At 60.2% G+C, this 22,693-nt stretch carries 23 protein-coding genes; 7 read left to right on the forward strand and 16 right to left on the reverse strand.

Going from position 1 to position 22,693, the window contains the following annotated elements:
• Both BMX68_RS25990 and BMX68_RS19355 read left to right on the forward strand, forming a co-directional pair.
• Positions 1-877: hypothetical protein (locus tag BMX68_RS25990; protein ID WP_177178869.1), on the forward strand; the 877-nt coding region annotated here is incomplete at its 5' end.
• A 35-nt stretch (positions 878-912) separates the two neighbouring features.
• A complete protein-coding gene (locus BMX68_RS19355; protein WP_143063330.1) occupies positions 913-2,046 on the forward strand; it encodes a DUF6708 domain-containing protein in 1,134 nt (377 codons plus the stop codon).
• 361 nt (positions 2,047-2,407) lie between these two features.
• On the opposite strand, the gene BMX68_RS19360 is transcribed toward BMX68_RS19355, so the two are convergent.
• Positions 2,408-2,716: a hypothetical protein gene (locus BMX68_RS19360; protein ID WP_248672768.1), complete on the reverse strand. Its 309-nt coding sequence runs from the start codon at positions 2,714-2,716 to the stop codon at positions 2,408-2,410.
• A 311-nt stretch (positions 2,717-3,027) separates the two neighbouring features.
• Between BMX68_RS19360 and BMX68_RS19365 the strand changes: the two genes are divergently transcribed.
• Positions 3,028-3,405: a hypothetical protein gene (locus BMX68_RS19365; protein ID WP_026013006.1), complete on the forward strand. Its 378-nt coding sequence runs from the start codon at positions 3,028-3,030 to the stop codon at positions 3,403-3,405.
• Positions 3,406-3,431: 26 nt separating this feature from the next.
• On the opposite strand, the gene BMX68_RS19370 is transcribed toward BMX68_RS19365, so the two are convergent.
• From BMX68_RS19370 to exbB, 6 genes are all read right to left on the reverse strand, one after another.
• Positions 3,432-4,832: an aminoacyl-tRNA deacylase and HDOD domain-containing protein gene (locus BMX68_RS19370; RefSeq protein WP_017130346.1), complete on the reverse strand. Its 1,401-nt coding sequence runs from the start codon at positions 4,830-4,832 to the stop codon at positions 3,432-3,434.
• Positions 4,833-4,910: 78 nt separating this feature from the next.
• On the reverse strand, positions 4,911-6,986 hold the full coding sequence (gene recG, locus BMX68_RS19375; protein WP_026013005.1) for an ATP-dependent DNA helicase RecG: 2,076 nt from the start codon (positions 6,984-6,986) through the stop codon (positions 4,911-4,913).
• A gap of 5 nt (positions 6,987-6,991) precedes the next feature.
• The gene (locus BMX68_RS19380; RefSeq protein ID WP_074862518.1) at positions 6,992-7,912 is read right to left on the reverse strand and encodes a hydrogen peroxide-inducible genes activator; all 921 of its coding nucleotides are present in this window, start codon (positions 7,910-7,912) and stop codon (positions 6,992-6,994) included.
• Between the two features lie 223 nt (positions 7,913-8,135).
• Positions 8,136-8,885, reverse strand: coding sequence for a TonB family protein (locus BMX68_RS19385; protein WP_017130343.1), 750 nt, complete (start codon positions 8,883-8,885; stop codon positions 8,136-8,138).
• Positions 8,882-9,310: a TonB system transport protein ExbD gene (exbD, locus tag BMX68_RS19390; protein WP_017130342.1), complete on the reverse strand. Its 429-nt coding sequence runs from the start codon at positions 9,308-9,310 to the stop codon at positions 8,882-8,884. Before exbD ends, BMX68_RS19385 begins: the two co-directional genes overlap by 4 nt.
• A gap of 6 nt (positions 9,311-9,316) precedes the next feature.
• Complete coding sequence (gene exbB, locus BMX68_RS19395; RefSeq protein WP_017130341.1) at positions 9,317-10,288, reverse strand: tonB-system energizer ExbB; 972 nt, start codon at positions 10,286-10,288, stop codon at positions 9,317-9,319.
• 187 nt (positions 10,289-10,475) lie between these two features.
• Here exbB and BMX68_RS19400 point away from each other — a divergent pair, with 187 nt between their 5' ends.
• A complete protein-coding gene (locus BMX68_RS19400; RefSeq protein ID WP_017130340.1) occupies positions 10,476-11,330 on the forward strand; it encodes an NAD-dependent epimerase/dehydratase family protein in 855 nt (284 codons plus the stop codon).
• 55 nt (positions 11,331-11,385) lie between these two features.
• Here BMX68_RS19400 and BMX68_RS19405 read toward each other — a convergent pair whose 3' ends face one another.
• The 6 genes from BMX68_RS19405 to BMX68_RS19430 form a co-directional block, all read right to left on the reverse strand.
• Positions 11,386-12,123: a hypothetical protein gene (locus tag BMX68_RS19405; RefSeq protein WP_017130339.1), complete on the reverse strand. Its 738-nt coding sequence runs from the start codon at positions 12,121-12,123 to the stop codon at positions 11,386-11,388.
• A gap of 88 nt (positions 12,124-12,211) precedes the next feature.
• Positions 12,212-12,592, reverse strand: coding sequence for a RidA family protein (ridA, locus tag BMX68_RS19410; RefSeq protein ID WP_017130338.1), 381 nt, complete (start codon positions 12,590-12,592; stop codon positions 12,212-12,214).
• A 32-nt stretch (positions 12,593-12,624) separates the two neighbouring features.
• Positions 12,625-14,730 (reverse strand): bifunctional GTP diphosphokinase/guanosine-3',5'-bis pyrophosphate 3'-pyrophosphohydrolase, encoded by a 2,106-nt coding sequence (gene spoT / locus BMX68_RS19415; protein ID WP_017130337.1) that lies wholly within the window; start codon positions 14,728-14,730, stop codon positions 12,625-12,627.
• Between the two features lie 60 nt (positions 14,731-14,790).
• A complete protein-coding gene (rpoZ, locus tag BMX68_RS19420; RefSeq protein ID WP_010447888.1) occupies positions 14,791-15,054 on the reverse strand; it encodes a DNA-directed RNA polymerase subunit omega in 264 nt (87 codons plus the stop codon).
• A gap of 169 nt (positions 15,055-15,223) precedes the next feature.
• On the reverse strand, positions 15,224-15,844 hold the full coding sequence (gene gmk, locus BMX68_RS19425) for a guanylate kinase (RefSeq protein ID WP_017130336.1): 621 nt from the start codon (positions 15,842-15,844) through the stop codon (positions 15,224-15,226).
• Positions 15,845-15,856: 12 nt separating this feature from the next.
• A complete protein-coding gene (locus BMX68_RS19430; RefSeq protein ID WP_026013004.1) occupies positions 15,857-16,720 on the reverse strand; it encodes a YicC/YloC family endoribonuclease in 864 nt (287 codons plus the stop codon).
• Positions 16,721-16,951: 231 nt separating this feature from the next.
• Here BMX68_RS19430 and rph point away from each other — a divergent pair, with 231 nt between their 5' ends.
• Positions 16,952-17,674, forward strand: coding sequence for a ribonuclease PH (gene rph / locus BMX68_RS19435; RefSeq protein ID WP_017130334.1), 723 nt, complete (start codon positions 16,952-16,954; stop codon positions 17,672-17,674).
• A 72-nt stretch (positions 17,675-17,746) separates the two neighbouring features.
• Here the strand turns inward: rph and crc are convergent, their stop codons facing one another.
• Entirely contained in the window at positions 17,747-18,526 is a 780-nt protein-coding gene (gene crc, locus BMX68_RS19440; protein ID WP_060782080.1) for a catabolite repression control protein Crc, read from the reverse strand.
• An 82-nt stretch (positions 18,527-18,608) separates the two neighbouring features.
• On the opposite strand from crc, the gene pyrE reads away from it, so the two are divergent.
• Both pyrE and BMX68_RS19450 read left to right on the forward strand, forming a co-directional pair.
• Positions 18,609-19,253 (forward strand): orotate phosphoribosyltransferase, encoded by a 645-nt coding sequence (gene pyrE / locus BMX68_RS19445; protein WP_017130332.1) that lies wholly within the window; start codon positions 18,609-18,611, stop codon positions 19,251-19,253.
• Between the two features lie 6 nt (positions 19,254-19,259).
• The gene (locus BMX68_RS19450; protein ID WP_026013002.1) at positions 19,260-19,841 is read left to right on the forward strand and encodes a DUF4124 domain-containing protein; all 582 of its coding nucleotides are present in this window, start codon (positions 19,260-19,262) and stop codon (positions 19,839-19,841) included.
• Between the two features lie 47 nt (positions 19,842-19,888).
• Here the strand turns inward: BMX68_RS19450 and argB are convergent, their stop codons facing one another.
• Positions 19,889-20,794: an acetylglutamate kinase gene (gene argB / locus BMX68_RS19455; protein WP_017130330.1), complete on the reverse strand. Its 906-nt coding sequence runs from the start codon at positions 20,792-20,794 to the stop codon at positions 19,889-19,891.
• A gap of 52 nt (positions 20,795-20,846) precedes the next feature.
• Positions 20,847-22,241, reverse strand: a complete 1,395-nt coding sequence (gene algC / locus BMX68_RS26165) for a phosphomannomutase/phosphoglucomutase (RefSeq protein WP_208599941.1) — start codon at positions 22,239-22,241, stop codon at positions 20,847-20,849.
• Positions 22,242-22,693 lie beyond the last annotated feature (452 nt).

Consider the following 22,693-nt stretch of genomic DNA (forward strand, 5'->3'; position numbering starts at 1 on the left):
TTGGCGTCTGGGCCACTTCGCGCCGCAATTGCGCCTGGAGGAATTGGCCGAGGCCAAGACGCCGAAAAGCATTGAGCGGGTGCGGCTGGAGTTGCAGGTGCGGGTAAGGGCGTCGGTTCAAGCTGAATTGGAAGCGGGCAAGGTCGGTAATTTTTACGCGTTGCGCATTGGTGTGATCGTCGGTCTGTATGAAGCCTTTCAGTTGTACAGCAAAGCGCAGGCGATGTCCGAGGGGCATAAGCAGAAGGCTGAGTTCGCGGCGGCGGCGTTGGCGACCACGGCGGTTGCGCTGGAGTTGATGCATACCGGAGCGGAATGGACCAGCAAGAAGTATGGGGCGGCGACGGCGACGGGAAGGATAGCGGCGAACTGGGGCGGTGGGTTGAAGTTGTATGGTGGGTTTTTGGGGGCTATTGGTGGGGTGATTGGTGGTTCGTTAGATGTACAAGGCGGAATAGGCCAATTTGAAAAAGATCGGAGATTTTTATCTGGGGCTTACTTTATTCGTTCTGTGTCTTCCTTTGCTGTTATCTCACTCACTCTAGGTATTGTTATGTCGGGAAGTGGGCCATATTTGAGGCTGTTAATGTCTCGAACGAGCAATACTCTGCTTTTGAGTGCTCTGAAGCTTCTAGAGTTGTTAGCTAAACGTTTGGCGGCAGAGCAAATTTTAAAAATGATGCGTGCAGGATTGGTTCGGCTGGCATGGGCGGGATTGGCAATAAGCGGAGTAATTTGGTTATTAGAGCCTAAGGCAATTGAGTCGTGGTGCGAGAAATCAGTTTTTCGTAAAAACAAAAAAACTAAGGGGTTTAAAAAACATGTCGATGAGCTGGTTGAGTTGGAGGCCGCTTTTAATAAGGTGGTGGCTAACTAATGTTTCTTTTTGAGCGAATCATATGGTCTGGAAGAATGGAAAGCCCTGCGCAACGGGAGTTTTGGGCCGAAGAGGTTGCAAAAGCAGAAGGTAATGACGATAGCTCAAGCCCCAAATCCAGTCTGGAAGTGAATGGTGTTGATAAAGTTTGGGAGTACTATGAGTTTGCGAGCCAAAATCCCACAGATGCACAATCACTTTATGCGTTTAATGATGACTATTTAGATGTGCGCGCAGCGTTCCAGGAAGAAAAGCGTGGATTGATAACGTTTTGTTTTTTTTCAATGGCACTTGGCTTGAATTTATATATGTTGTACGGCTCGGTTTTGTTTCCGTTTGAGCTGTACGTAATGGGTAATGCTTATCATGATCGATGGGATTTGGGGAATCTATTTTTTGGGCTGTTTTTTTTACTTGTTATGGGGGGCAGTAATTACTATCTCTGGAAGTACACTTGGCGCTGGTTTCGTGTGGAGTTGTTTACCCAGCGCCATCTAATTGCCCGATTTAATCGTAAAACACGACAGGTTTACGTCAATCGACCCAAATATGCGGGAGGCATCGTCATCTTGCCCTGGGAAGCCGTAGTTCCGGCCATCAATCCGGAAGATCCCGATTTTATGGGCATGGGCGGTTTTCTCCTATTGGCATTCATGTCGGAACACACGGGCGCGGGCTACGACGAAACCCTGATGCTGGGACGCCCCATGCACGGTAATCAAGAACTGGTCGGTTTCTGGGAGTTTATCCGCCGCTACATGGAAGAAGGACCGCAAGCGGTGCCCAAACCCAAGCGGTTACTCACACTTCGGCCTACTCCGATTGAGCCGGTGCGGGCCACCCTGCGTTTTATGTCGGGCTTCTGGCGTAATGGCGGAAAGATCACCGCCTTAATTACTGGCACCTTATTGTCGCCCCTTATTGTGCTGCATGCGTTGTGTCATTGGATCTCGCTGCTTCTGTGCTGGGCTCCACGCTGGCCCAAGGAGATCCAGGAGGCTGGACAACCCGGCAAGCCCATCCCAAAACTCACTACAGCCGAAGATTTCGGTCCGGTTATCGGTGCCAATTTGCGGGCCAATACCCTGAAAGAACGTAGCGAAACGCCCATGCCCGAGCGTCCAGGATGGCGGCCTGCTGTCCGGCAACAGGATGATTTCGATGTGTGATTGGTTATGTCTGATTGAGAGGTCTTGAACGATAATTATCCAGCTTCAATCTGATCAGGCACCGGGACTTCGTGCTGAATGCGGACCCTGCATTGCTTGACTGACAGATCACCTAACAGCATTTCGGGACGAGGATAACCGTCATGGACGTATTGCCCGCCTCGACGTTGAGATAGTCGAGGATCTCAGCGTGGCCGCGATGGTGACCAGCGCGCTGACCGATACCCGCTGGGCGAGCGGGCCTGGAGCCGCCCGGACAGCATCGTTGGTGCGCTCGGTGTTGATGGGGTGGGACAAGCTGGGTGGGCCGGATCGTGTTCTAGACGATACTTGAGTGCGGGGTAGACCTATGAGGTGTCGGTCAATGATGCTTGCCGGCTTCCCTGAGTAGCATGTCGACCTTGTTCAAGTCGCTGAGCAGCGTGCTGAGACTGCCGGCATTAAGAAGTCGTGTGCTTTGGGCGAAAACCTCGTTCGGTGGGACCATGGCCTTGGATACCGCAGGATTGGTCTGGGCTTCCAGAAGATTTTCCCGCAGATGGGTGATCAGTTCCCTGAGATGAGGATCGTCCAAGGGCAGCGGGGCGTCAACGTCATGCTTTTTCAGTGTGCTGATCAGCAACCCAAGAGCCACGTTGGCCCGCATCAGTGCTCTTTCTCGTGCATCCATTCGCAATCTCCCATGCCGTGTAGGTTTTGTAACGGTTCAAGGATAGACCACGATTGAGGAGACGCTTGCGTATCAGCGATCATTCACCGCACCGGTGATTGCGCCGCCAACCAGCGAGGGCACAAAACACGTCAATGCCGTGACTAAACCCGTACCTTGCCCGAACGTCTGAGTGACCGTTGGGTCACTAACATGCTGAGATAAGCAGCAAAAGCCCACCGATCTTCTTGTAACGAAGCCGATCGGTGGCGTTCCCTGAACAAATCGCTACACTGCGCCGGCTATTCAATTTTTTCGCCGAGGCACCGCGCATGAAATTCCGCTTTCTTCTCTGGGCAATGGGTCTACTGATGGCCCGGGCCAGCCGCAATAATCCAGCGTTCCAAGAGCAACTGGCCGACAAGGCGTTGGTCTTCCAGTTACAGACCCTGGACGGCAAAGTGGCGCGTCACTTCACGGTCAAGGACCAGCGCATTACCAGCAAGTCCGGGACTTATCCAGAACCGGCGTTTGCCATTGCGTTCAAGGATGCCGCCTACGGCTTCGCCACGATGCAGGCAAAGAACAAGCAACTGGCGTTCATGACAGGGATTCAGGACCAGTCGATCCAGATCAAGGGCAACCCGGCGCTGGTAATCTGGTTCCAGGGCCTGACCCGGTACCTCAAACCGAAGAAAAAGACGGCCTGAGGTCTTACTGCCGGGCTGGCACGGTGTCAGGGCTGGCTGAACTGCGAGGCCAGTTCGCGCAGCAACACCTCTGCTTCCAACACCTTATTCACCACGTCCTCGGCCTTGTCGCGGCTCAGGCCGAGGCGGGCGAGCAGGGCATCGGGAATCTCTTCTTCTTGCCCGGAACCGATGCTGTGGCTGCGCAGTAGGCGTACCGCCAGGCACACCAGGTTGGGGTACGCGGCATAGTCGCCGTCGTAGCTCGGGTCGTGCTGGAAGCGCAGTGCGGTGGACAGTTCTTCGGGCATGTCCCAGTAGCGCATCAGCCAGGAACCGATCTGCTCGCGGCTGATGCCCAACAGGTGCTGCTCGACATAGCTGTGGCACAGGTGCGGATTGACCTCCAGGTGGCGGCAGATCAGCGAGAAGTGCGGCGGGAATACGTGGGCCAGCAACAGGTAGCCGAAGTTGTGCAGCAGGCCCGCCAGATAGGTCAGGCCGGCTTCTGGACGCTGTGTGCGAGGCATGGCGCGGGTCAGGCCTTCGATCACCGCGGCGGTGTAGATCGATTGCTGCCAGTACGGTGTGCTGTGCTGTGGGTGGTCCTTGGGCAGGCTCAGGGTCTTGCCCAGGGCCAGGCCGAGGGCCAGGTTGATCACCAGGTCGAAACCCAGCACCCGCACAATGGCATCTTCCACCGAGCGAATCTTGCCCGGCGAGGCGTAGTACGGTGAGGCCGCCCAGCTCACCACCTGTGCGGCCAGTGCCGGATCGGTCTCGACCACTCCGGTGATGTCGTCGATTGTCGCATCGGGATCGACCCGCAGCTTGATGATCTTCTGCGCGGTTTCCGCCAGGGGCGGGATCTCGATGATCGCTTCCAGGCGTTGCTGGATACGCCGGGCGGTAAAGGCTTGGACCGCTTGAGTGATTTCCTCGCGGTCATCGTCCGGGCGGTCGAGGTTCAGGCGGATGCTGCTCAGCGCTTCGCCGAAGCTGGCGGCGCTGGCCTTGGTGAGCAGGCTCTTGAAGTCGTCGCTGGAGATTTCCAGCAGCAGGCCGAGCTCACCGGAGCTGATCAGCACACTGGGTTCACGCAGCAGTTGTTCTTCGTACAGGCAAGGCGAGTTGATCAGCGCCGGCAGGCCCGGTAGCCGGTGCAGATTGTGTTTGCCGAGCAGGTGCTGCAGGCGCTCGGTTGGCATGGCTGTCAGGCGCCGACCGGTGAGTTCGGTCAGGCGGTTGAGGTCGAGCAGTTGGCTCTGTGGGAACAGGACCATAAGCGCGCCGATTGCGTCGTCGAGCAGCACCGCTTGTACCTTGCGAGCCACCGGTAGGCCAGGCAAGTCTGTGACTTCACGGTAGTTGATGGCTAACTTGTCGAGCAGCAGTCGGACCACAGACGGGGTGTGCGGGGTTGCATCGATGAGGGCAACTTCTGTCATGGTCTGTATCCGGTTTCCTACAATTTTACCAGTATAACCAGCTTATCCTGGTGACCGGGCCCTGAATTGTGAGGTCTATCACACTTGGCCGTATTGTTGCCCATGGCGCAGCCAGCGCTCCAACAGCGGACTGACATGTTGTGGCCAGCGGGCGAGCAAAGCTTGGGCCGCGTCACGCACGGCAGGGAGCAGATCGGCGTCGCGCATCAGGTCGGCCACCTTGAATTGCAGCAGGCCGGTCTGGCGGGTGCCGAGCATCTCGCCGGGGCCGCGTAGCTCCAGGTCTCTTTCGGCAATGATAAAGCCGTCGTTGGTTTCACGCATGATGCCCAGGCGCTGGCGTCCGATCTGCGACAGCGGTGGATGGTAGAGCAGCACGCAATGACTGACGGCGCTGCCCCGGCCAACCCGACCGCGTAACTGATGCAGTTGCGCCAGGCCCAGGCGCTCGGGGTTTTCGATGATCATCAAGCTGGCGTTGGGCACATCGACACCCACTTCGATCACGGTGGTGGCCACCAGCAGTTGCAGGTTACCGGCCTTGAACTCGGCCATCACTGCGGCTTTTTCCGCTGGTTTCATGCGTCCGTGGATCAGCCCGACGCGCAGTTCGCCGAGGGCGGCGGTCAATTCTTCGAAGGTGGTTTCGGCGGCCTGACAGGTCAGCTCTTCGGATTCTTCGATCAGCGTGCAGACCCAGTAGGCCTGGCGCCCTTCGGCACAGGCGGCGCGTACCCGCTCGACCACTTCGAAGCGTCGGCTGTCGGCCACCAGCACGGTGTTCACCGGTGTGCGTCCGGGCGGCAACTCGTCGAGGATCGAGGTGTCGAGATCGGCGTAGGCGCTCATCGCCAACGTGCGGGGGATCGGGGTGGCGGTCATGATCAACTGATGCGGGCACATGCGTGCGCCCACGCCTTTCTGGCGCAGGGCCAGGCGTTGCTGAACACCGAAGCGGTGCTGTTCGTCGATGATCACCAAGGCCAGGTTGTGGAACCGCACTTCGTCCTGGAACAGTGCATGGGTGCCGACCACCATCGGTGTGCCGCCGGCGATTTGTTCCAGGGCGGCGGCGCGGGCCTTGCCCTTGAGTTTGCCGGCCAGCCACGCGGTTTCGATACCCAGTGGGGTCAGCCAGCGCTGAAAGTTGATGAAGTGCTGCTCGGCGAGGATCTCAGTCGGCGCCATCAGCGCCACCTGGTAGCCGGCCTCCAGGGCCTGCAAGGCGGCCAGGGCGGCGACCACGGTCTTGCCGGCGCCGACATCGCCCTGGATCAGTCGTAGCATCGGCTCGGGTTGGCTGAGGTCGTAGGCGACTTCGTTGGCGACCCGTTGCTGGGCACCGGTGGGCGGGAATCCCAGGTTGGCGAGAAACCGCTCCGGCAATTGGCGGGCCTTGGGCAAGGCCGGCGCGCGCAAGGCCCGCAGGCTTTCGCGCAGGCGTTGCTGAGACAGTTGGTGAGTGAGCAGTTCCTCGAAGGCCAGGCGATGCTGGGCCCAGTGATGACCGAGGGCGAGTTCCTCGACGTCGGCATCGGCCGGCGGCTGGTGCAGGTAGCGAATAGCATCGTCCAACGGCGCCAATTGGTAGTCGCGTGCCAGCTCCTGGGGCAGCCAGTCCGGCAGGCTGCGTGGACCGAGCATCGCCAGGCTTTGCTGGCTCAGCAGGCGCAGGCGCTGCTGGGTCAAGCCTTCGGTCAGCGGATAGATCGGAGTGAGGGTCTGGTCCACCGGCGGTGGTTCGTCGCCGGTCAAGGCGCGGTATTCCGGGTGATAGATCTCCAAGCCCGAGGCGCCGGGGCGGGCCTCTCCGTAGCAGCGCACCTGAGTGCCGCGCTTGAAACCTTCTTTCTGCGCATTGCTGAAGTGGTAGAAGCGCAGGCTCAGGCTACCGGTGCCATCGTTCAGACGCACCAGCAGGCTGCGACGCTTGCCCATGACCACGTCGGCGCCGCTGACCATGCCCTCGATCACCGCGTCCTGGCCGGGTCGCAGAGCGCCGATGGGCACGATACGGGTGCGGTCCTGGTAACGCAGGGGCAAGTGAAACAGTACGTCCTGGATGTTCTCCAGACCGACCTTGGCCAGTTTCTCGGCCATGGCTGCGCCGACCCCCTTGAGTGCCGTGACCGACACTTGCGACAGCTCAGTCACGGCATTCAGCTCGCGACGGGCGGCTTGGCCACCGAGCACAGGCGGATCGAGTCGGCGAGGATTTCAATCGCCTTGGGGCGTGGGAAGCTGGCACGCCAGGCGATGACCACGGTGCGGAACGGCACGGGCGGCGCGAGTGGCCGCACCTCGATGACGCCGGGCGCGTAGTGATGGCTGTCCACCGCCGAGAATGGCAGCACGGAAACACCGAGCCCGGAGGCGACCATGTGGCGGATGGTTTCCAGGGAGCTGGATTCAACTGTGGTGTGCTTGGCCGCTTCGCTGCCCTTGACCAGGGTCGGACACGCTTCGAGGACCTGGTCGCGGAAGCAGTGGCCTTCGCCCAGCAGCAGCAGGCTCTTGTCGTTGAGCAGGGCGCTGTCGATAGTTTCCTTCTGGGTCCAGGGGTGCGAGGCTGGCATCAGCACGTAGAATGGCTCGTCATACAGCGGCAAGGTCAGCACATCGGCTTCGCTGAACGGCAGGGCGATGATCACCGCGTCCAGTTCGCCGTTGCGCAGCTTGTCGCGCAGGATATGGGTGAAGTTTTCCTCGATATACAAGGGCATCTGCGGGGCGACCCGATGCAGTTGCGGAATCAGGTGTGGGAACAGGTAGGGACCGACCGTATAGATCGCACCGACTTTCAGCGGCGCGACCAGTTGGTTTTTCCCGGCCTGGGCCAGTTCACGGATGCCCTGGGCCTGTTCCAGGACCTTTTGTGCCTGGGCAACAATGCCTTCGCCGACTGGCGTCAGGCGCACGGCGCTCTTGCTGCGCTCGAAAATCAGCACACCGAGTTCGTCTTCCAGCTTTTTCACGCCCACCGATAGCGTCGGCTGGCTGACATGGCAGCGTTCGGCCGCGTGACCGAAATGCTGCTCTTGGGCAAGGGTAACGATGTAGCGTAATTCTGTCAGAGTCATAGCAAGCGTCCATAAGGTTGCAGGCCAAGCATAACGGCTGCAATCGATAGACGCACGTTATCAGACGCAGGATAAGTGACGATTGTCGTTAATTTAATTAAACGACCGATTTGTGGGAGTGGACCGCAAGCTCCGGGGAATACCGCACCTGCGGGAGTGGGCTGGCTGGCGACGTTTTCAGCGGCCATCGAGGGTTTTCTCGCGACGGTTCGGCGTCGCTCCTCTAGCGGCCACGTTTGTCGATGGAGTAGACGAAGGGCGCGACAATCTCAATGCTGCCGTTGGTGAGCATGTCTGCCGGTGGCTTGGGCAGCGGCTCGGCACGGCGGATCATTTCCAGAGTAGCACGGTCCAGGTCGGCATTGCCCGAGCGGCCCACCAACTCGTAAGAGAGGACCTTGCCTTCGGCATCGACGACGAAGCGCAGACGGTTCAGGCCTTCCTTGCCACGCGATTGAGCAGCCGGCGGGTACTTCTTGTATTTGCTCAGGTGTGCCAGCAAAGTGCCCTCCCAGCTTGCCTTGGCGGCGAGCTGCTGTGGCGAAGGCCCCGGTGCCGGTGCGGCGGATTTTTCCGGAGGGCGGTTGGTCGGCGGCTCTTCGGCAGGCTTCTCTTCCTTGGGCTTTTCCTTTTCCGGTTCCTTCTTCACTTCCGGTTTCGGTGGCTGCGGTTTGGGCTTGGGTTTGACTGGCTTTGGTACCGTGATCGTCGGCTTCGGTGCTTCGGCGAGCTTGGGCAACGGCGGTTCTTCCACGGGGGCCGGTGGCTGCGGTGGCGTCACCACCTTGGGCGGTGCCGGAGGCGGCGGAGCTGGCGCAAGAGGGGCCAGCTCGACCATCATGGCCTGCGGCGGCAGTTCGATCGGTTTGGACACCGACCAGTTCAAGGTGGCGAGAATCGCCGCCGCGTGAATGCCCAGCACCAGGGCCAGGCTGGCGCCGTAACGCGTCAGCTTATGGCGCGTCGTGATCATTTCTTGGTTGCCGTCTCGAGTCCGACCAGGCCGACCTTCAGGTAACCGGCTGTGCGCAGGGAATCCATGACGCGCATCAGGTCGCCGTAGTCCACGCCCTTGTCGGCCTGGAAGAAGATGGTGGTGTCTTTTTTGCCGTGGGTCTTGGCGTCCAGGGCTGCCCCCAGGGACTCGGCCTTGACCTCGTCTTCACCGAGGAACAGGCGTTGATCGGTCTTGACGCTGAGGAACAGCGGCTTCTCCGGACGTGGAACCGGCTTGGCCGTGGAAGCAGGCAGGTCGACCTTGATGTCCACGGTGGCCAGAGGGGCCGCGACCATGAAGATGATCAGCAGCACCAACATTACGTCGATAAACGGCGTGACGTTGATTTCATGGTTCTCGGCCAGATCGTCGTCCGCGCCTTCTTTCAAATGCAGACCCATGGCCGATTACCCTACTTTGACCATGTGCGGTTGGCTGGTGCGTTCCGGCAGCAGGTGATCGAGATCGCGGCTGACCAGCAGCAGGACTTCAGCCGAAGCGTCGGACACCTGGGCCTTGTAGCCGGCGATGGAGCGGGCGAAGACGTTGTAGATCACCACCGCCGGGATCGCGGCGACCAGGCCCAGGGCAGTGGCCAGCAGGGCTTCGGCGATGCCGGGGGCAACCACGGCGAGGTTGGTGGTCTGGGTCTTGGCGATGCCGATGAAGCTGTTCATGATGCCCCATACGGTACCGAACAGGCCAACGAACGGCGCGGTAGAACCGATGGTGGCGAGCACGCCAGTGCCGCTGCTCATGTTGCGACCACAGGCGGCGACCAGGCGTTCCAGGCGGAAGCTGACGCGTTCCTTGATCCCTTCTTTCTCGCGGCTGTTGGCCGACAGGCGCATTTCTTCGAGCGCGTCGTGTACCAGCAGGTTGGCCAGGGTGCCCGCCTTGGCTGCGCTGGCGCTGGCTTCCTTGAGGGTGGTGGCGGTCTTCAGGTTGGCGATTTCACCACGCAGACGACGTTTGGCGCCCAGCAACTCGAAGCCTTTGGCGATCCAGATGGTCCAGGTGATGATCGAGGCGATGGCCAGGCCGATCATGACTATCTTCACGATGATATCGGCATTCTTGTACATACCCCACGGCGACAGGTCATGGCCCAGGCCCAGGCTGGTGTCCTCGGCTGGCAGCACGTCGATGTCGGTCGGCGTGGCGCTTTCAGCCTGGACCGAGTCGGCAGCGACGCTAGGGGTGGCCTGTTCGGTCGTAGCCGGTGCGATGGCCGCAGGCGCGCTGTGGTGGGTCGGCTCGTCGGCGAATACGGCGGTCGGGGCCAGCAGCAGGCTGAACAGCAACGCAGCAATCGAACGCCAGGCGCGTGAAGGGGTGTGGAGCTGGTTTGGCGAGGCGGTGGATTGATTGCGTATCATGCTGGCCGGACCTGAGCGAATTAAAATGGATCTTGTCCTTCCAGGCCTCGTTGGGCCGAGAACAAATGGTCGGGCATTATTGCAAGTAATTCTTGTTAACAGAAGTGATAGTGTCTGTTTTTTCTTTCATTGCTAGCGGTTCGTCCATTCTCGACGCTAGTCCTTGGCTCTTTTGTGGAGATTTCCGATGTCTGCTCCTTCTGTTCTGATCGCCGGTTGTGGTGATGTCGGTGGTCGTCTGGCAACTCAATTGCTGGTCCGGGGTTGGCAGGTGTATGGCCTGCGCCGCTCGATTTTGCGCCTACCGGAAGGTGTTCTGGGGGTGGCGGGCGACCTGTTCGCCGAGCAGCGTCCGGCGGACTGGCCGAGCGGTCCACTGGATTACCTGGTGTATTGCGCGGCGGCCACCGATCACGATGAAGCCGGTTATCGGGCTGCTTATGTCGAAGGCTTGCGACATGTCCTGAACTGGCTCAAGCAGTCGCAGCAGCAGCCCAGGCGCTTGCTGTTCGTCTCCAGCAGCAGTGTGTATGTGCAACGCCAGGGCGAATGGGTCGATGAAACTTCGCCAACCGAGGCCGAGGGTTATTCCGGGCGCTTGATGCTCGAGGCCGAGCAACTGGCGCTCGACAGCGATTTTCCGGCGAGTCGGGTGCGTCTGACGGGGATCTACGGGCCAGGCCGCGAGTGGTTGTTGACGCAGGTGCGTCGCGGATATCAGGTGGCTGTCGAGCCGCCGTTATATAGCAACCGCATTCATGTCGATGACGCTGCCGGGTTGCTGGCGTTCCTGCTGGAGGCGGATCGGGCGGGCAAGGCGTTGGAGGATTGTTATATCGGCGTCGATGACACGCCAGCGCCCCTGGCCGAGGTGGTGGGCTGGTTACGCGAGTACCTGGGGGTGACCGGGTGGGACACCGAGTCCAGTGTTCGTCGCACTGGCAGCAAACGTTGCAGCAATGCCCGGGCGCGGGCGCTGGGTTGGGTGCCTGGGTACGCAAGCTATCGTGAGGGGTATGCGGCGATTCTTGGCGGGCGTTGAGAGGCGTTCATGGAGCCCGCTCACTGCAAGGGGGCTGCGCAGATGAGGGCTTGCCCTACTTCTCCAGCAGCCACTGGCGATTGCCGGGGTAAAGCTGTGGTTGTTCATCGGCTTGAGCCGAGTTCAACGCCTGGAAAATTTCCAGTTGCTTGCCCTTGCGCACAAAGATCCAGGCACTGCCCTGGTCACCCTGTTGCAGCCAGATACTGTCGTTACCGCTGCTCATGGACGCACAGTCGCCCGCCAGGCACAGCGCATAGCGGTCGTTGCCCGGCAAGCCTTCGAGGCGTCCGTCCGCAAAGAATTTCACCCGAGCACCTTCACCTGGGCCGCTGACGATTTTCCAGTCGCCACCCATATAGCTCGAATAGAGGGCTTGTTCGAAGCTGGCGCCGACCGGGGCACCGACCGGCAGCTCTGCCTGGGCGCGGACAAACGGTTGTTCGGGCTCGGAATCGCTGGCGCCCTGAATCAGCTCTTTGCCGTCCCGGATCAGTGAGGTGCCGGTGCTGCCATAGAAATCAACATGCCACTTCTGCTTGCCGTCTTCTCGCACATGCCCTTCAGGGCGTTCGAAGCCGTTGCTGTATTTAGCCTGGCCGTTGCGGGTGTCGACATTCCATTCCAGGTTCGGCCCGTAGGTTTCCAGGGCTTCACGCAAGCTGCCCTTTTTTACGGCCGCGTCGATGGCCTTTTGGTTGATCCAGGTGCCGCTGATGTCATATTTGGCGGGGTCGCTGGCACAACCGCCGAGCAGGAGGGCAAGCGCCGAGAAGGCAAGCACTTTGTGCATGGTGGAATCCTTGCAGACGAGGCTGGCGCAGTGTGGAAGGCTGCACCAGGCCGTGCGGGGTTGTTCCGCGGGAACGTGACCGCAGTGGTTATTCGATGACCAGGATCGCGTCCATTTCGACCTGCGAGCCACGGGGCAGGGCTGCGACACCGATGGCGGCGCGAGCCGGGTACGGTTGTTCGAAGTACGTGCCCATGATCTCGTTGACCTTGGCGAAATGGCTCAGGTCGGTCAGGAAGATGTTCAGCTTGACGATGTCCTTGAACGAGCCGCCGGCTGCTTCGGCCACTGCCTTGAGGTTCTCGAAGACCTGGACGGTCTGAGCTTCGAAGCCTTCGACCAGTTCCATGGTTTTCGGGTCCAGGGGAATCTGCCCGGACATGTATACGGTGTTGCCGGCCTTGATCGCCTGGGAGTAGGTACCAATGGCGGCCGGGGCCTTGTCGCTGCTGATAACGCTTTTGGTCATGCTTGACTCCTTGTAATGTTTGGGCTGGGCGGTTACGCGCGCATGCGGGTAATGCGGATCACCCCGGTCAGGGCGCGCAATTTCTTGATCACGCGGGCCAGGTGTACGCGGTCGTGCACGCTGACCACCAGTTGGACCACACTAATGCGACCATCGCGTTCGTCCATGCTGATTTTCTCGATATTGCCATCGGCCGCGTTGACACTGCTGGCCAACAGGGCGATCAGGCCGCGCTGGTGTTCCAACTCCACACGCAGCTCGACGTTGAATTCGCCGGTGACATCCTTGGCCCAGGAGAGCTGGATGCATTTTTCCGGATTGTGGCGGATTTCGCTGATATTACGGCAGTTGTCCAGGTGTACGACCATGCCCTTGCCTGCGGACAGATGGCCGACAATCGGGTCGCCGGGGATCGGCGTGCAGCACTTGGCATAGCTGAGTACCAGGCCTTCGGTGCCGCGAATCGCCAGCGGACCTTCAGGGCTGGGCAGTTGTTCGCCTTCGCCGAGCAGGCGGCGGGCGACCACGTAGGCCATGCGGTTGCCCAGGCCGATATCTTCCAACAGGTCCTCGATCAGCTCCAGGCGGTACTCGTTGAGCATCAGTTGGATACGTTCGGCCGGGATTTTGTCCAGGGCACTGTCGAAACCGTTGAGGACTTTGTTCAGCAGGCGTTCGCCAAGGCTGATGGATTCGGAGCGGCGCTGTAGCTTCAAGGCATGACGGATATGTGTGCGAGCCTTGCCGGTGACCACAAAGTTGAGCCATGCCGGGTTCGGTCGGGCGCCAGGGGCGCTGACGATTTCGACGGTGGAACCGCTTTGCAACGGCTCGGACAGTGGCGCGAGACGACGATTGATCCGACAAGCAATGCAGCTATTGCCGACATCGGTGTGTACCGCATAGGCGAAGTCGACCGCCGTGGAGCCTTTCGGCAACTCCATGATCCGGCCTTTGGGCGTGAAGACGTAGACCTCGTCGGGGAACAGATCGATCTTCACGCTCTCGATGAATTCCAGGGAGTTGCCAGCGCGCTGCTGCATCTCCAGCACGCCCTTGACCCACTGGCGGGCGCGGGCATGGGTGCCCTTGGGCTGCTCGTCGCCGCTGGACTTGTACAGCCAGTGGGCGGCGATGCCGTTGTTGGCCATCTCTTCCATTTCGCGGGTACGGATCTGGATCTCGATCGGCACGCCGTGCATGCCGAACAGTGTCGTATGCAGCGACTGGTAGCCGTTGGCCTTGGGAATCGCGATGTAGTCTTTGAAGCGACCGGGCAGGGGCTTGTACAAATTATGTACAGCGCCGAGCACGCGATAGCAGGTATCGACCTTGTCGACGATGATCCGGAACGCGTAGACGTCCATGATCTCGTTGAAGGCCCGGCGTTTGCCGCGCATCTTGGTATAGATGCCGTAGAGGTGCTTCTGTCGGCCGCTGACCTCGCCCTGGATGCCATCGATGGCCAGGCAGTGGCTGAGGGATTGCTCGATCTTGTTGACGATTTCCTTGCGATTGCCCCGGGCGCGCTTGACTGCCTGGTAAATCCGCGCCGAACGCATCGGGTGCATGGCCTTGAAGCCAAGATCTTCGAACTCGACGCGGATCGCATGCATGCCCAGCCGGTTGGCGATGGGTGCGTAGATTTCCAGGGTTTCCTTGGCAATGCGTCGACGCTTCTCGCCGGACAGCACCTCCAGGGTCCGCATGTTGTGCAGGCGGTCGGCGAGCTTGACCAGGATGACGCGGATATCGCGGGCCATGGCCATGGCCATCTTCTGAAAGTTTTCCGCCTGGGCCTCGGCCTTGGTCTCGAAGTTCATCTGGGTCAGCTTGCTGACCCCGTCGACCAGTTCGGCCACGGTCTCGCCGAACTGCGCCTGCAGCGCTTCCTTGGCGATTCCGGTGTCTTCGATCACGTCATGCAGCATCGCGGCCATCAGGCTCTGATGGTCCATGCGCATGTCGGCAAGGATATTGGCCACCGCCAGCGGGTGCGTGACGTAGGCTTCGCCACTGCGACGACGTTGGCCATCGTGGGCTTGTTCGGCGTAGAAATACGCCCGGCGGACCAGATTGACCTGGTCGGCGCCGAGGTAGGTCGATAAGCGATCGGCGAGGGCGTCTATGCTCGGCATGAGGTTTCCCTCGGCCGAAGCCTTGTACCTTGCGCCGTGCTGTCTCGACCCGGCATAGGTTTAGACGGCCTCGTTGGACTCGTCCTCGAACGCCGCGAACAGAGGTTCGTCTTCGACGATCTCCTCGTTGGCGATCATTTCGTAGCTCACCAGGCCTTCGGCAATTTCACGCAGGGCCACAACGGTAGGCTTGTCGTTTTCCCAGGCGACTTTCGGCTCTTTGCCACCGGTCGCCAGTTGACGAGCACGCTTGGTGGAGAGCATGACCAGCTCAAAACGGTTATCCACGTGTTCTAGGCAGTCTTCAACGGTTACGCGGGCCATGGTGTTCCTCGTAGCAAATGCGGTAGGCGCGCTGCCCGGATGGGCGAGCGGACTGAACAGTTTAAAAAATCACCAGCGATTAGGGAAGCGCTGTTTTTTTGCAGACGCCTAAGCGTGCTACTGATAAGTAGCAATGTAAGGCCCCCGTAGCGGCTTTGGGAAGCCTTGGTTACGCCAGCAATTCACTCAGCAGGACGCTGAAACGCTGCTGCTGGGATTGCTGTTGCAACTGGTTGGCGCGGAAAATCGCCTTGAGGTCGTCCAGCGCATGGGCAAAATCGTCGTTGATGATCAGGAAATCGTATTCGACGTAGTGACTCATTTCACTGACCGCTTCGCGCATCCGGCCTTCGATGATCTCGTCGCTGTCCTGGCCTCGGTTGGTCAGGCGCTGGCGCAGGGCGTGCTGGGTCGGCGGCAGAATAAAGATCGATTTGGCCTGGGGCATTTGCCGGCGTACCTGTTCGGCGCCCTGCCAGTCGATTTCGAGGATCAGGTCGTGGCCTTCGTCGAGGCTCTGCTGCAGGTGACTCTGCGAGGTGCCATAGAGATTGCCGAAGACTTGCGCCTGCTCAAGGAAGTCGCCCTGCTCGATCATCCGCACGAACTCCGTGCGGTCGACGAAGTGGTAGTTCACTCCGTCGACTTCGCCCGGACGCATGGCGCGGGTGGTATGCGAGACCGAGACGCGGATCTGCGGTTGAGCATCGATCAGCGCCTTGACCAGGCTGGTCTTGCCCGCGCCCGACGGTGCGGAAATGATATAGAGGGTGCCAGTGCTATGGGTCATGTCGGGGTAGCCTTACTCGATATTCTGTACTTGTTCGCGCATCTGCTCGATCAACACCTTGAGGTTGACCGCTGCGGTGGTGCTGCGCGGGTCGAAGGCCTTGGAGCCTAGGGTATTGGCTTCGCGGTTGAGCTCTTGCATCAGGAAGTCCAGGCGCCGGCCAGCGGCCCCGGCGGATTTGAGCACCCGGCGTACTTCGATAATGTGGGTGCTCAGGCGGTCGAGTTCTTCGGCCACATCGCTTTTCTGTGCCAGCAAGACCATTTCCTGTTCCAGGCGTAGCGGGTCCAGCTCGGCCTGCATGTCGGTGAAGCGGTCGAGGATTTTCTGGCGTTGGGTGGCAAGCATTTGTGGCACCAGCTCGCGCAGGATCAGGACATCTTCCTCGATAGAGGTCAGGCGTTCGTTGATCAAACGGGCCAGCTCCGCACCTTCGCGCTCGCGGCCATTCTTCAGCTCCTTGAGGCCTTTATTGAACAAGGCCAGCGCTTCCTTGTTGAGGGCTTGCGGGTCGCTGGCATCGGCCACCAGCACGCCAGGCCAGGCCAGCACTTCCAGCGGATTCAGCGCGGCCGGCTGCTTGATCAGGCCGGCGACGGTCTCGGCGGCGGCAATCAGTTGCGTAGCGCGTTCGCGGTCGACCTGCAGTGGCTTGCCGGTGGTTTCCTCGCTGAAGCGCAGAGTGCATTCCAGCTTGCCCCGTGACAGTCCCTGGCGCAGGGCTTCGCGCACTGCGCCTTCGAGGTCGCGAAACGCTTCCGGCAGGCGCAGGTGCGGCTCCAGGTAACGGCTGTTCACCGAGCGCAACTCCCAGCTCAGGGTGCCTTGGATTGCGGCGCTTTCGACGCGGGCGAAGGCGGTCATGCTGTGGACCATGGAAGTACCTCGCTGTTCGGGCCTGCCGGCGTTGCCGGGCTTGACCTGATAAATAAATGAACGCCGAGCGGCAGCAAAGGCACGGGATTGTAGCGCAGTGCGGTGAATGCCCCAAAACTTGTGGGAGCGTTTCATGGGTTTGGCGCGACGGTAACTTTTAAGCAGTGCCCAGCACAGGCTATGACCTCTATAATGCCGGGTAGATTTCCGTCCCTGTGCAGGTATTCCCAGATGAAACGTCCAAGTGGTCGTGCCGCCGATCAGCTCCGCTCGATCCGCATCACCCGCAACTACACCAAACACGCCGAGGGATCTGTACTGGTCGAGTTCGGTGACACTAAAGTGATTTGTACGGTCAGCATCGAGAATGGGGTGCCACGCTTCCTCAAGGGGCAAGGTCAGGGCTGGCTGACCGCCGAGTACGGCATGTTGCCGCGGGCCACCGGCGAGCGTAACCAGCGCGAAGCGAGCCGTGGCAAGCAGGGCGGCCGGACCCTGGAAATCCAGCGCTTGATCGGTCGATCGTTGCGCGCTTCGCTGGATATGTCCAAGCTGGGCGACGTGACCCTGTATGTCGATTGCGATGTTATCCAGGCCGATGGCGGTACCCGCACCGCCTCCATCACCGGTTCCATGGTGGCGCTGGTCGATGCCCTGGCGGTGATCAAGAAGCGTGGTGGCCTCAAGGGCGGTAGTCCGCTCAAGCAGATGATCGCCGCCGTCTCGGTGGGCATGTACCAGGGTGAGCCGGTGCTCGACCTGGACTACCTGGAGGACTCCGCCGCCGAGACCGACCTTAATGTGGTGATGACCAGCACTGGCGGTTTCATTGAAGTTCAGGGCACTGCCGAGGGCGCGCCGTTCCAGCCGGAAGAGCTGAATGCGATGCTGGCACTGGCACAAAAAGGCATGAACGAGATCTTCGAATTGCAGAACGCTGCGCTGGCTGACTGATTATTCGGATTTTCCCGCCAGCCACAAAAAAGCCGACGCGATGTCGGCTTTTTTGTGGCTGTGGATAACTGCTCAGATAGTCAGCATCCAGTCGTAGTCGACGATCAGCGGCGCGTGCTGCGAGAAGCGCGGCTGGCGCGGCAGGCGTGCGCTGCGCACGAAGCGGCGCAAGCCCGGCGTTAGGATCTGATAATCGAAGCGCCAGCCGAGATTGAGCATCTCGGCCTGCTCGTTATCCGGCCACCAACTGTACTGGTCGCCTTCGCGGCTGACTTCGCGCAGGGCATCGACATAGCCCATGTTGCCGACAATCTCGTCCATCCAGGCCCGTTCAGGCGCCAGGAAACCCGGAGATTGCTGGCTGTCGCGCCAGTTCTTGATGTCGAGCTTCTGCTGCGCCACGTAGAGTGAGCCACAGTAGATGTACTCGCGTCGCTTGCGCCGCTGTTTATCCAGGTAGCGGGCGAAATCGTCCATAAGCTTGAACTTCTGGTTCAAGTCTTCATCGCCGTTGCGCCCTGATGGAAGCAGCAAGGTCGCAATGCTGACCTTGTCGAAATCGGCTTGCAGGAAGCGCCCATAGCGGTCTGCCGTCTCGAAACCGAGACCGCTGATGACAGCCTTCGGTTGCAACCGCGAATACAGAGCCACGCCACCTTGGGCGGGGACTTCGGCATCGCAGGCATAAAGGAAGTAGCCATCCAGTTGGAAGGCTGGGTCGTCCAGTTCAAAGGCGGAGGCGCGGGTGTCCTGCAGGCAGATAACGTCGGCATTCTGGGCTTGCAGCCAACTGAGCAAACCTCGCTCGACTGCGGCCTGAATACCATTGACGTTCACACTAATGATCCGCATAAATGGCCCCAAAAATCACGTGCGTGTATGATACCCGAGGTCTACCTAATTAGCTAAATCCGTGGTACTTGGGACTTTCTTCATGCAGGCGTATCAGCGCGATTTCATTCGTTTTGCCATCGATCGCGGGGTTTTGCGCTTCGGTGAGTTCACTCTGAAGTCCGGACGCACCAGTCCTTACTTCTTCAATGCCGGCCTGTTCAACTCGGGCTCCGCCCTGGCTCAGTTGGGGCGTTTCTATGCCGCGGCGATCATCGACAGCGGTATGGCTTTCGACGTCCTGTTCGGTCCGGCCTACAAGGGCATTCCCCTGGCGGCCGCGACCGCCGTGGCGTTGGCCGAGCATCACCGGCTCGATCTGCCATGGTGCTTCAACCGCAAGGAGGCCAAGGCCCATGGTGAGGGCGGCAGCCTGGTTGGCGCGCCCTTGGCGGGCAATGTGCTGATCGTCGACGACGTGATCACTGCCGGCACCGCGATTCGTGAAGTGATGCAGATCATCGCCTCCCAGGACGGTGCCCAGGCTGCGGGCGTGTTGATTGCGCTGAACCGCCAGGAGCGCGGCAACGGTGAGTTGTCGGCGATCCAGGAAGTGGAGCGTGACTTCGGGATTGCGGTAGTCAGTATTGTGTCGCTGAACCAGGTCCTTGAATTCCTCGCCGACGACCAGCAGCTCAAGCAGCATCTGCCGGCGGTCGAGGCTTATCGCGCACAATACGGGGTCTGACCCTTCTTGAGGCTCGGATACCCGTGGCTGGCCCTGGTTCTTGGGGCTTCTGTCGCCGTGCAGGCGGACGATGTGCTGCTGTACCGTTATGTCGATGACAAGGGCGTGACGGTATTGAGCCGTCAGGGCGTACCGCCGGAGTACATCGGCCAGGGTTATCAGGTGCTCAACCCACGTGGCCGGGTGATCCAAACCGTGGCCCCGGCGCTCAGCGTCGAACAGATCCAGCGGCAGCAGGTCGAGAAAGTCCAGGCCGATGCCAATGCCCGGTTGCTGCGGCGTTACTCCAGCGTCGATGAGGTCGACAAGGCGCTGGCGCGCAAGCTGGTCGAGCTGGATGGATTGATTGCCAATGCGCAGACCAATCTCCAGGCGTCGCTGGCCCGCCAGGCCAGTTTGCATGGTCAGGCAGCGGAGCAGGAGCGCGCTGGCAAGGAGGTTTCTCCACAGCTGCTGGCCCTGCTCGCCGGTTTGCGCGATGAGCAGGCCCGAATGAAAGCCGATATTGATAAGTATCAGGCGGCGCGGGTCCAGTCCCAGCGGGATTTCGCGGCGGACCGGGCGCGGGTCGAGCAGTTGTTGCGCTGATTGGCAAAAAAGCCCTACCCGGTTTCCCGGAGCAGGGCTTTTTATTGCTAGTGGCGCTTGCGATTGCTGATCAGGGTGCCCATGCCGGTATCGGTGAAGATCTCCAGCAGGACGGCATTCGGCACCCGGCCGTCGATGATCAGCGAGCTGCCAACGCCGCCCTGGACCGCCTCCAGCGCGCACTGGATCTTTGGCAGCATGCCGCCGTAGATGGTGCCGTCGGCGATCAGGCCGTTGACCTGGTCAGTGCTCAGGCCGGTCAGAACGTTGCCTTGCTTGTCCATCAGGCCCGCAATATTGGTCAGCAGCATCAGCTTTTCGGCCTTCAGTGCTTCGGCAATCTTGCCCGCGACCAGGTCGGCGTTGATATTGTAGGACTCGCCATTAGCGCCCACGCCAATCGGCGCGATCACCGGAATGAAATCGCCCTTGACCAGCAGGTTCAGCAGATCGGTGTTGATACCGACCACTTCGCCGACCTGTCCGTAATCGATGATTTCCGGTGCGGTCATTTCCGGGGTCTGGCGGGTCACGGTGAGCTTTTTCGCACGAATCAGTTCCGCGTCCTTGCCGGTCAGACCGATGGCGCTGCCGCCATGGCGGTTGATCAGGTTGACGATGCTCTTGTTCACCAGGCCACCGAGGACCATCTCCACCACGTCCATGGTCTGTGCGTCGGTGACGCGCATGCCGTCGACGAAGTGGCTCTCGATGGACAGGCGCTTGAGCAGGTCGCCGATTTGCGGGCCGCCACCATGCACCACCACAGGGTTGATACCCACGGCCTTCATCAACACGATATCGCGGGCAAAGCCGGTCTTCAGCTCTTCGCTTTCCATAGCGTTGCCGCCGTACTTGATTACCAGCGTCTTGCCGACGTATCGGCGAATGTAAGGCAACGCTTCGGAAAGAACCTTGGCGGTATTGGCGGCGGCATCGCGTTCGAGGGTCATTCAGGGCTCCGGTGGAACAGGTGGTCAGACGGTGTTTTACACCGTCTGGAGGTCAGAACGGTAGTAGCAGGTCGGGTGCAACGCGTTTGAGCTGCGCGTGGAACACATCCTTGATGCGCTGCAGCTCGGCTTCGGTATCGGCTTCGAAGCGCAGCACCAGCACCGGTGTGGTGTTGGAGGCGCGAACCAGGCCCCAGCCTTTGGGGTAGTCGACCCGCACACCGTCGATGGTGGTCAGGTTGGCGTCGCCCCATTGTGCGTCGTGCAAGGCTTCAATGATGCTGAATTTGCTCTCGTCAGTCACATTGATATTGATTTCCGGCGTGGAAATATCATTGGGGAAAGTCGCGAACAGTTCCTCGGCGCTGGCTTTCTCCTGGCTGAGGATCTCCAGCAGGCGCGCGGCGCTGTAGATGCCGTCGTCGAAACCGAACCAGCGCTCCTTGAAGAAGATATGGCCGCTCATCTCGCCTGCCAGCAGGGCACCGCTCTGCTTCATTTTCTTCTTGATCAACGAGTGACCGGTCTTCCACATGACTGGGCGGCCGCCATATTCCTGAATCAAGGGAATCAAGCGCCGAGTGCATTTGACATCGAAGATGATATCCGCGCCCGGATTGCGCGACACCACGTCCTTGGCGAACAGCATCAGCAGGCGGTCGGGGAACACGATGCTGCCGGTGTTGGTCACCACGCCGACACGGTCGCCGTCGCCGTCGAAGGCCAGGCCCAGGTCGGCGTTGGTTTCCTTGACTTTGGCGATCAGATCCTCGAGGTTTTCCGGCTTGCCAGGGTCCGGGTGATGGTTCGGGAAGTTGCCGTCGACGTCGCAGAACAGCGCAATCACTTCGCAGCCCAGGGCTTCGATCAGTTGCGGGGCGATCACGCCGGCGGCGCCGTTGCCGCAATCGACCACCACCTTGAGTTTTTTCGCCAGTACGATGTCTTCGCGGATCTGCTTGAAGTAGCGGTCGAGGATATCGACTTTCTCGATGCTGCCCTTGCTACTGCTCAAATCGTTGGTTTTCAGGCGGGTATGCAGGGCCTGGATCTGTTCGTTGGCCAGGGTGTCGCCGGCGATGACGATCTTGAAGCCGTTGTAGTTCGACGGGTTGTGGCTGCCGGTGAGCATGACCCCGGACTTGCCGGCCAGCACGTTGGCGGCGTAGTACAGCGCCGGTGTCGGCACCAGACCGACATCGCTGACATGGCAGCCGCTGTCGTACAGGCCCTGGATCAATTGTTGGACCAGCTCCGGGCCGGACAGGCGTCCGTCACGGCCAACCGATACATTCGGTTCGCCCTGGGCCAGGCTCTGGGAGCCGATGGCGCGACCGATCCAGTAAGCAGTTTCGGCGGTCAGGGTTTCCGGAATCGTGCCGCGAATGTCGTAGGCGCGAAAGATGCTGTCGGGGAAAGTCGGGACAGTGCGTGTGGTGCTGTTCATGGCGAGAGGATGCTCCGTTCTCAGGAAATCTTGGTTTTCGTCGAGAATGTCGATATCAGGGATATCGGTATCTTGGAACAGCGGGTCGATCCATTCGGCAACTTGGGTGGCAGTCTGGATTGGCGCTGGGGCACTGCTGGTCGTCGGGCCTGGATCGATGCCGGGGTTATTCGCGGTGGCGACAGGCTGGCCGTTGCGCTGAGAGAAGCGCGCCAGATCCTGCGCCAGTCCGTTGAGGGCCGGCAGGCTCAAACCGAAGGCTTTGACGGTTTTTCCGCCAGAGAGTTCGTGAAACAACTGTTCCAGCTGTCGGACATCGCCGTCGAGGCGGTTTTGCAGGCGTTTGTGGGTCAGATAGATGCCCAGCAAGGCGCCGCCCAGGGCGAACAGGGCGGCAAGTGCCGTCAAGACGTAGGCGCTCAAGGGGTAAGGCAACTTGAGTAAGGGGCCGG

Source organism: Pseudomonas agarici (assembly GCF_900109755.1).
Classification (GTDB): Bacteria; Pseudomonadota; Gammaproteobacteria; order Pseudomonadales; family Pseudomonadaceae; genus Aquipseudomonas; species Aquipseudomonas agarici.

Bases quoted from the DNA above. Each gene is read 5' to 3' on its own strand.
- BMX68_RS19355 (WP_143063330.1), top strand. From the start codon at position 913: ATGGAAAGCCCTGCGCAACGGGAGTTTTGGGCCGAAGAGGTTGCAAAA.
- BMX68_RS19360 (WP_248672768.1), bottom strand. From the start codon at position 2,716: ATGGATGCACGAGAAAGAGCACTGATGCGGGCCAACGTGGCTCTTGGG.
- BMX68_RS19365 (WP_026013006.1), top strand. From the start codon at position 3,028: ATGAAATTCCGCTTTCTTCTCTGGGCAATGGGTCTACTGATGGCCCGG.
- BMX68_RS19370 (WP_017130346.1), bottom strand. From the start codon at position 4,832: ATGACAGAAGTTGCCCTCATCGATGCAACCCCGCACACCCCGTCTGTG.
- BMX68_RS19380 (WP_074862518.1), bottom strand. From the start codon at position 7,912: ATGACTCTGACAGAATTACGCTACATCGTTACCCTTGCCCAAGAGCAG.
- BMX68_RS19385 (WP_017130343.1), bottom strand. From the start codon at position 8,885: ATGATCACGACGCGCCATAAGCTGACGCGTTACGGCGCCAGCCTGGCC.
- exbD (WP_017130342.1), bottom strand. From the start codon at position 9,310: ATGGGTCTGCATTTGAAAGAAGGCGCGGACGACGATCTGGCCGAGAAC.
- exbB (WP_017130341.1), bottom strand. From the start codon at position 10,288: ATGATACGCAATCAATCCACCGCCTCGCCAAACCAGCTCCACACCCCT.
- BMX68_RS19400 (WP_017130340.1), top strand. From the start codon at position 10,476: ATGTCTGCTCCTTCTGTTCTGATCGCCGGTTGTGGTGATGTCGGTGGT.
- BMX68_RS19405 (WP_017130339.1), bottom strand. From the start codon at position 12,123: ATGCACAAAGTGCTTGCCTTCTCGGCGCTTGCCCTCCTGCTCGGCGGT.
- ridA (WP_017130338.1), bottom strand. From the start codon at position 12,592: ATGACCAAAAGCGTTATCAGCAGCGACAAGGCCCCGGCCGCCATTGGT.
- spoT (WP_017130337.1), bottom strand. From the start codon at position 14,730: ATGCCGAGCATAGACGCCCTCGCCGATCGCTTATCGACCTACCTCGGC.
- rpoZ (WP_010447888.1), bottom strand. From the start codon at position 15,054: ATGGCCCGCGTAACCGTTGAAGACTGCCTAGAACACGTGGATAACCGT.
- gmk (WP_017130336.1), bottom strand. From the start codon at position 15,844: ATGACCCATAGCACTGGCACCCTCTATATCATTTCCGCACCGTCGGGC.
- BMX68_RS19430 (WP_026013004.1), bottom strand. From the start codon at position 16,720: ATGGTCCACAGCATGACCGCCTTCGCCCGCGTCGAAAGCGCCGCAATC.
- rph (WP_017130334.1), top strand. From the start codon at position 16,952: ATGAAACGTCCAAGTGGTCGTGCCGCCGATCAGCTCCGCTCGATCCGC.
- crc (WP_060782080.1), bottom strand. From the start codon at position 18,526: ATGCGGATCATTAGTGTGAACGTCAATGGTATTCAGGCCGCAGTCGAG.
- pyrE (WP_017130332.1), top strand. From the start codon at position 18,609: ATGCAGGCGTATCAGCGCGATTTCATTCGTTTTGCCATCGATCGCGGG.
- argB (WP_017130330.1), bottom strand. From the start codon at position 20,794: ATGACCCTCGAACGCGATGCCGCCGCCAATACCGCCAAGGTTCTTTCC.
- algC (WP_208599941.1), bottom strand. From the start codon at position 22,241: ATGAACAGCACCACACGCACTGTCCCGACTTTCCCCGACAGCATCTTT.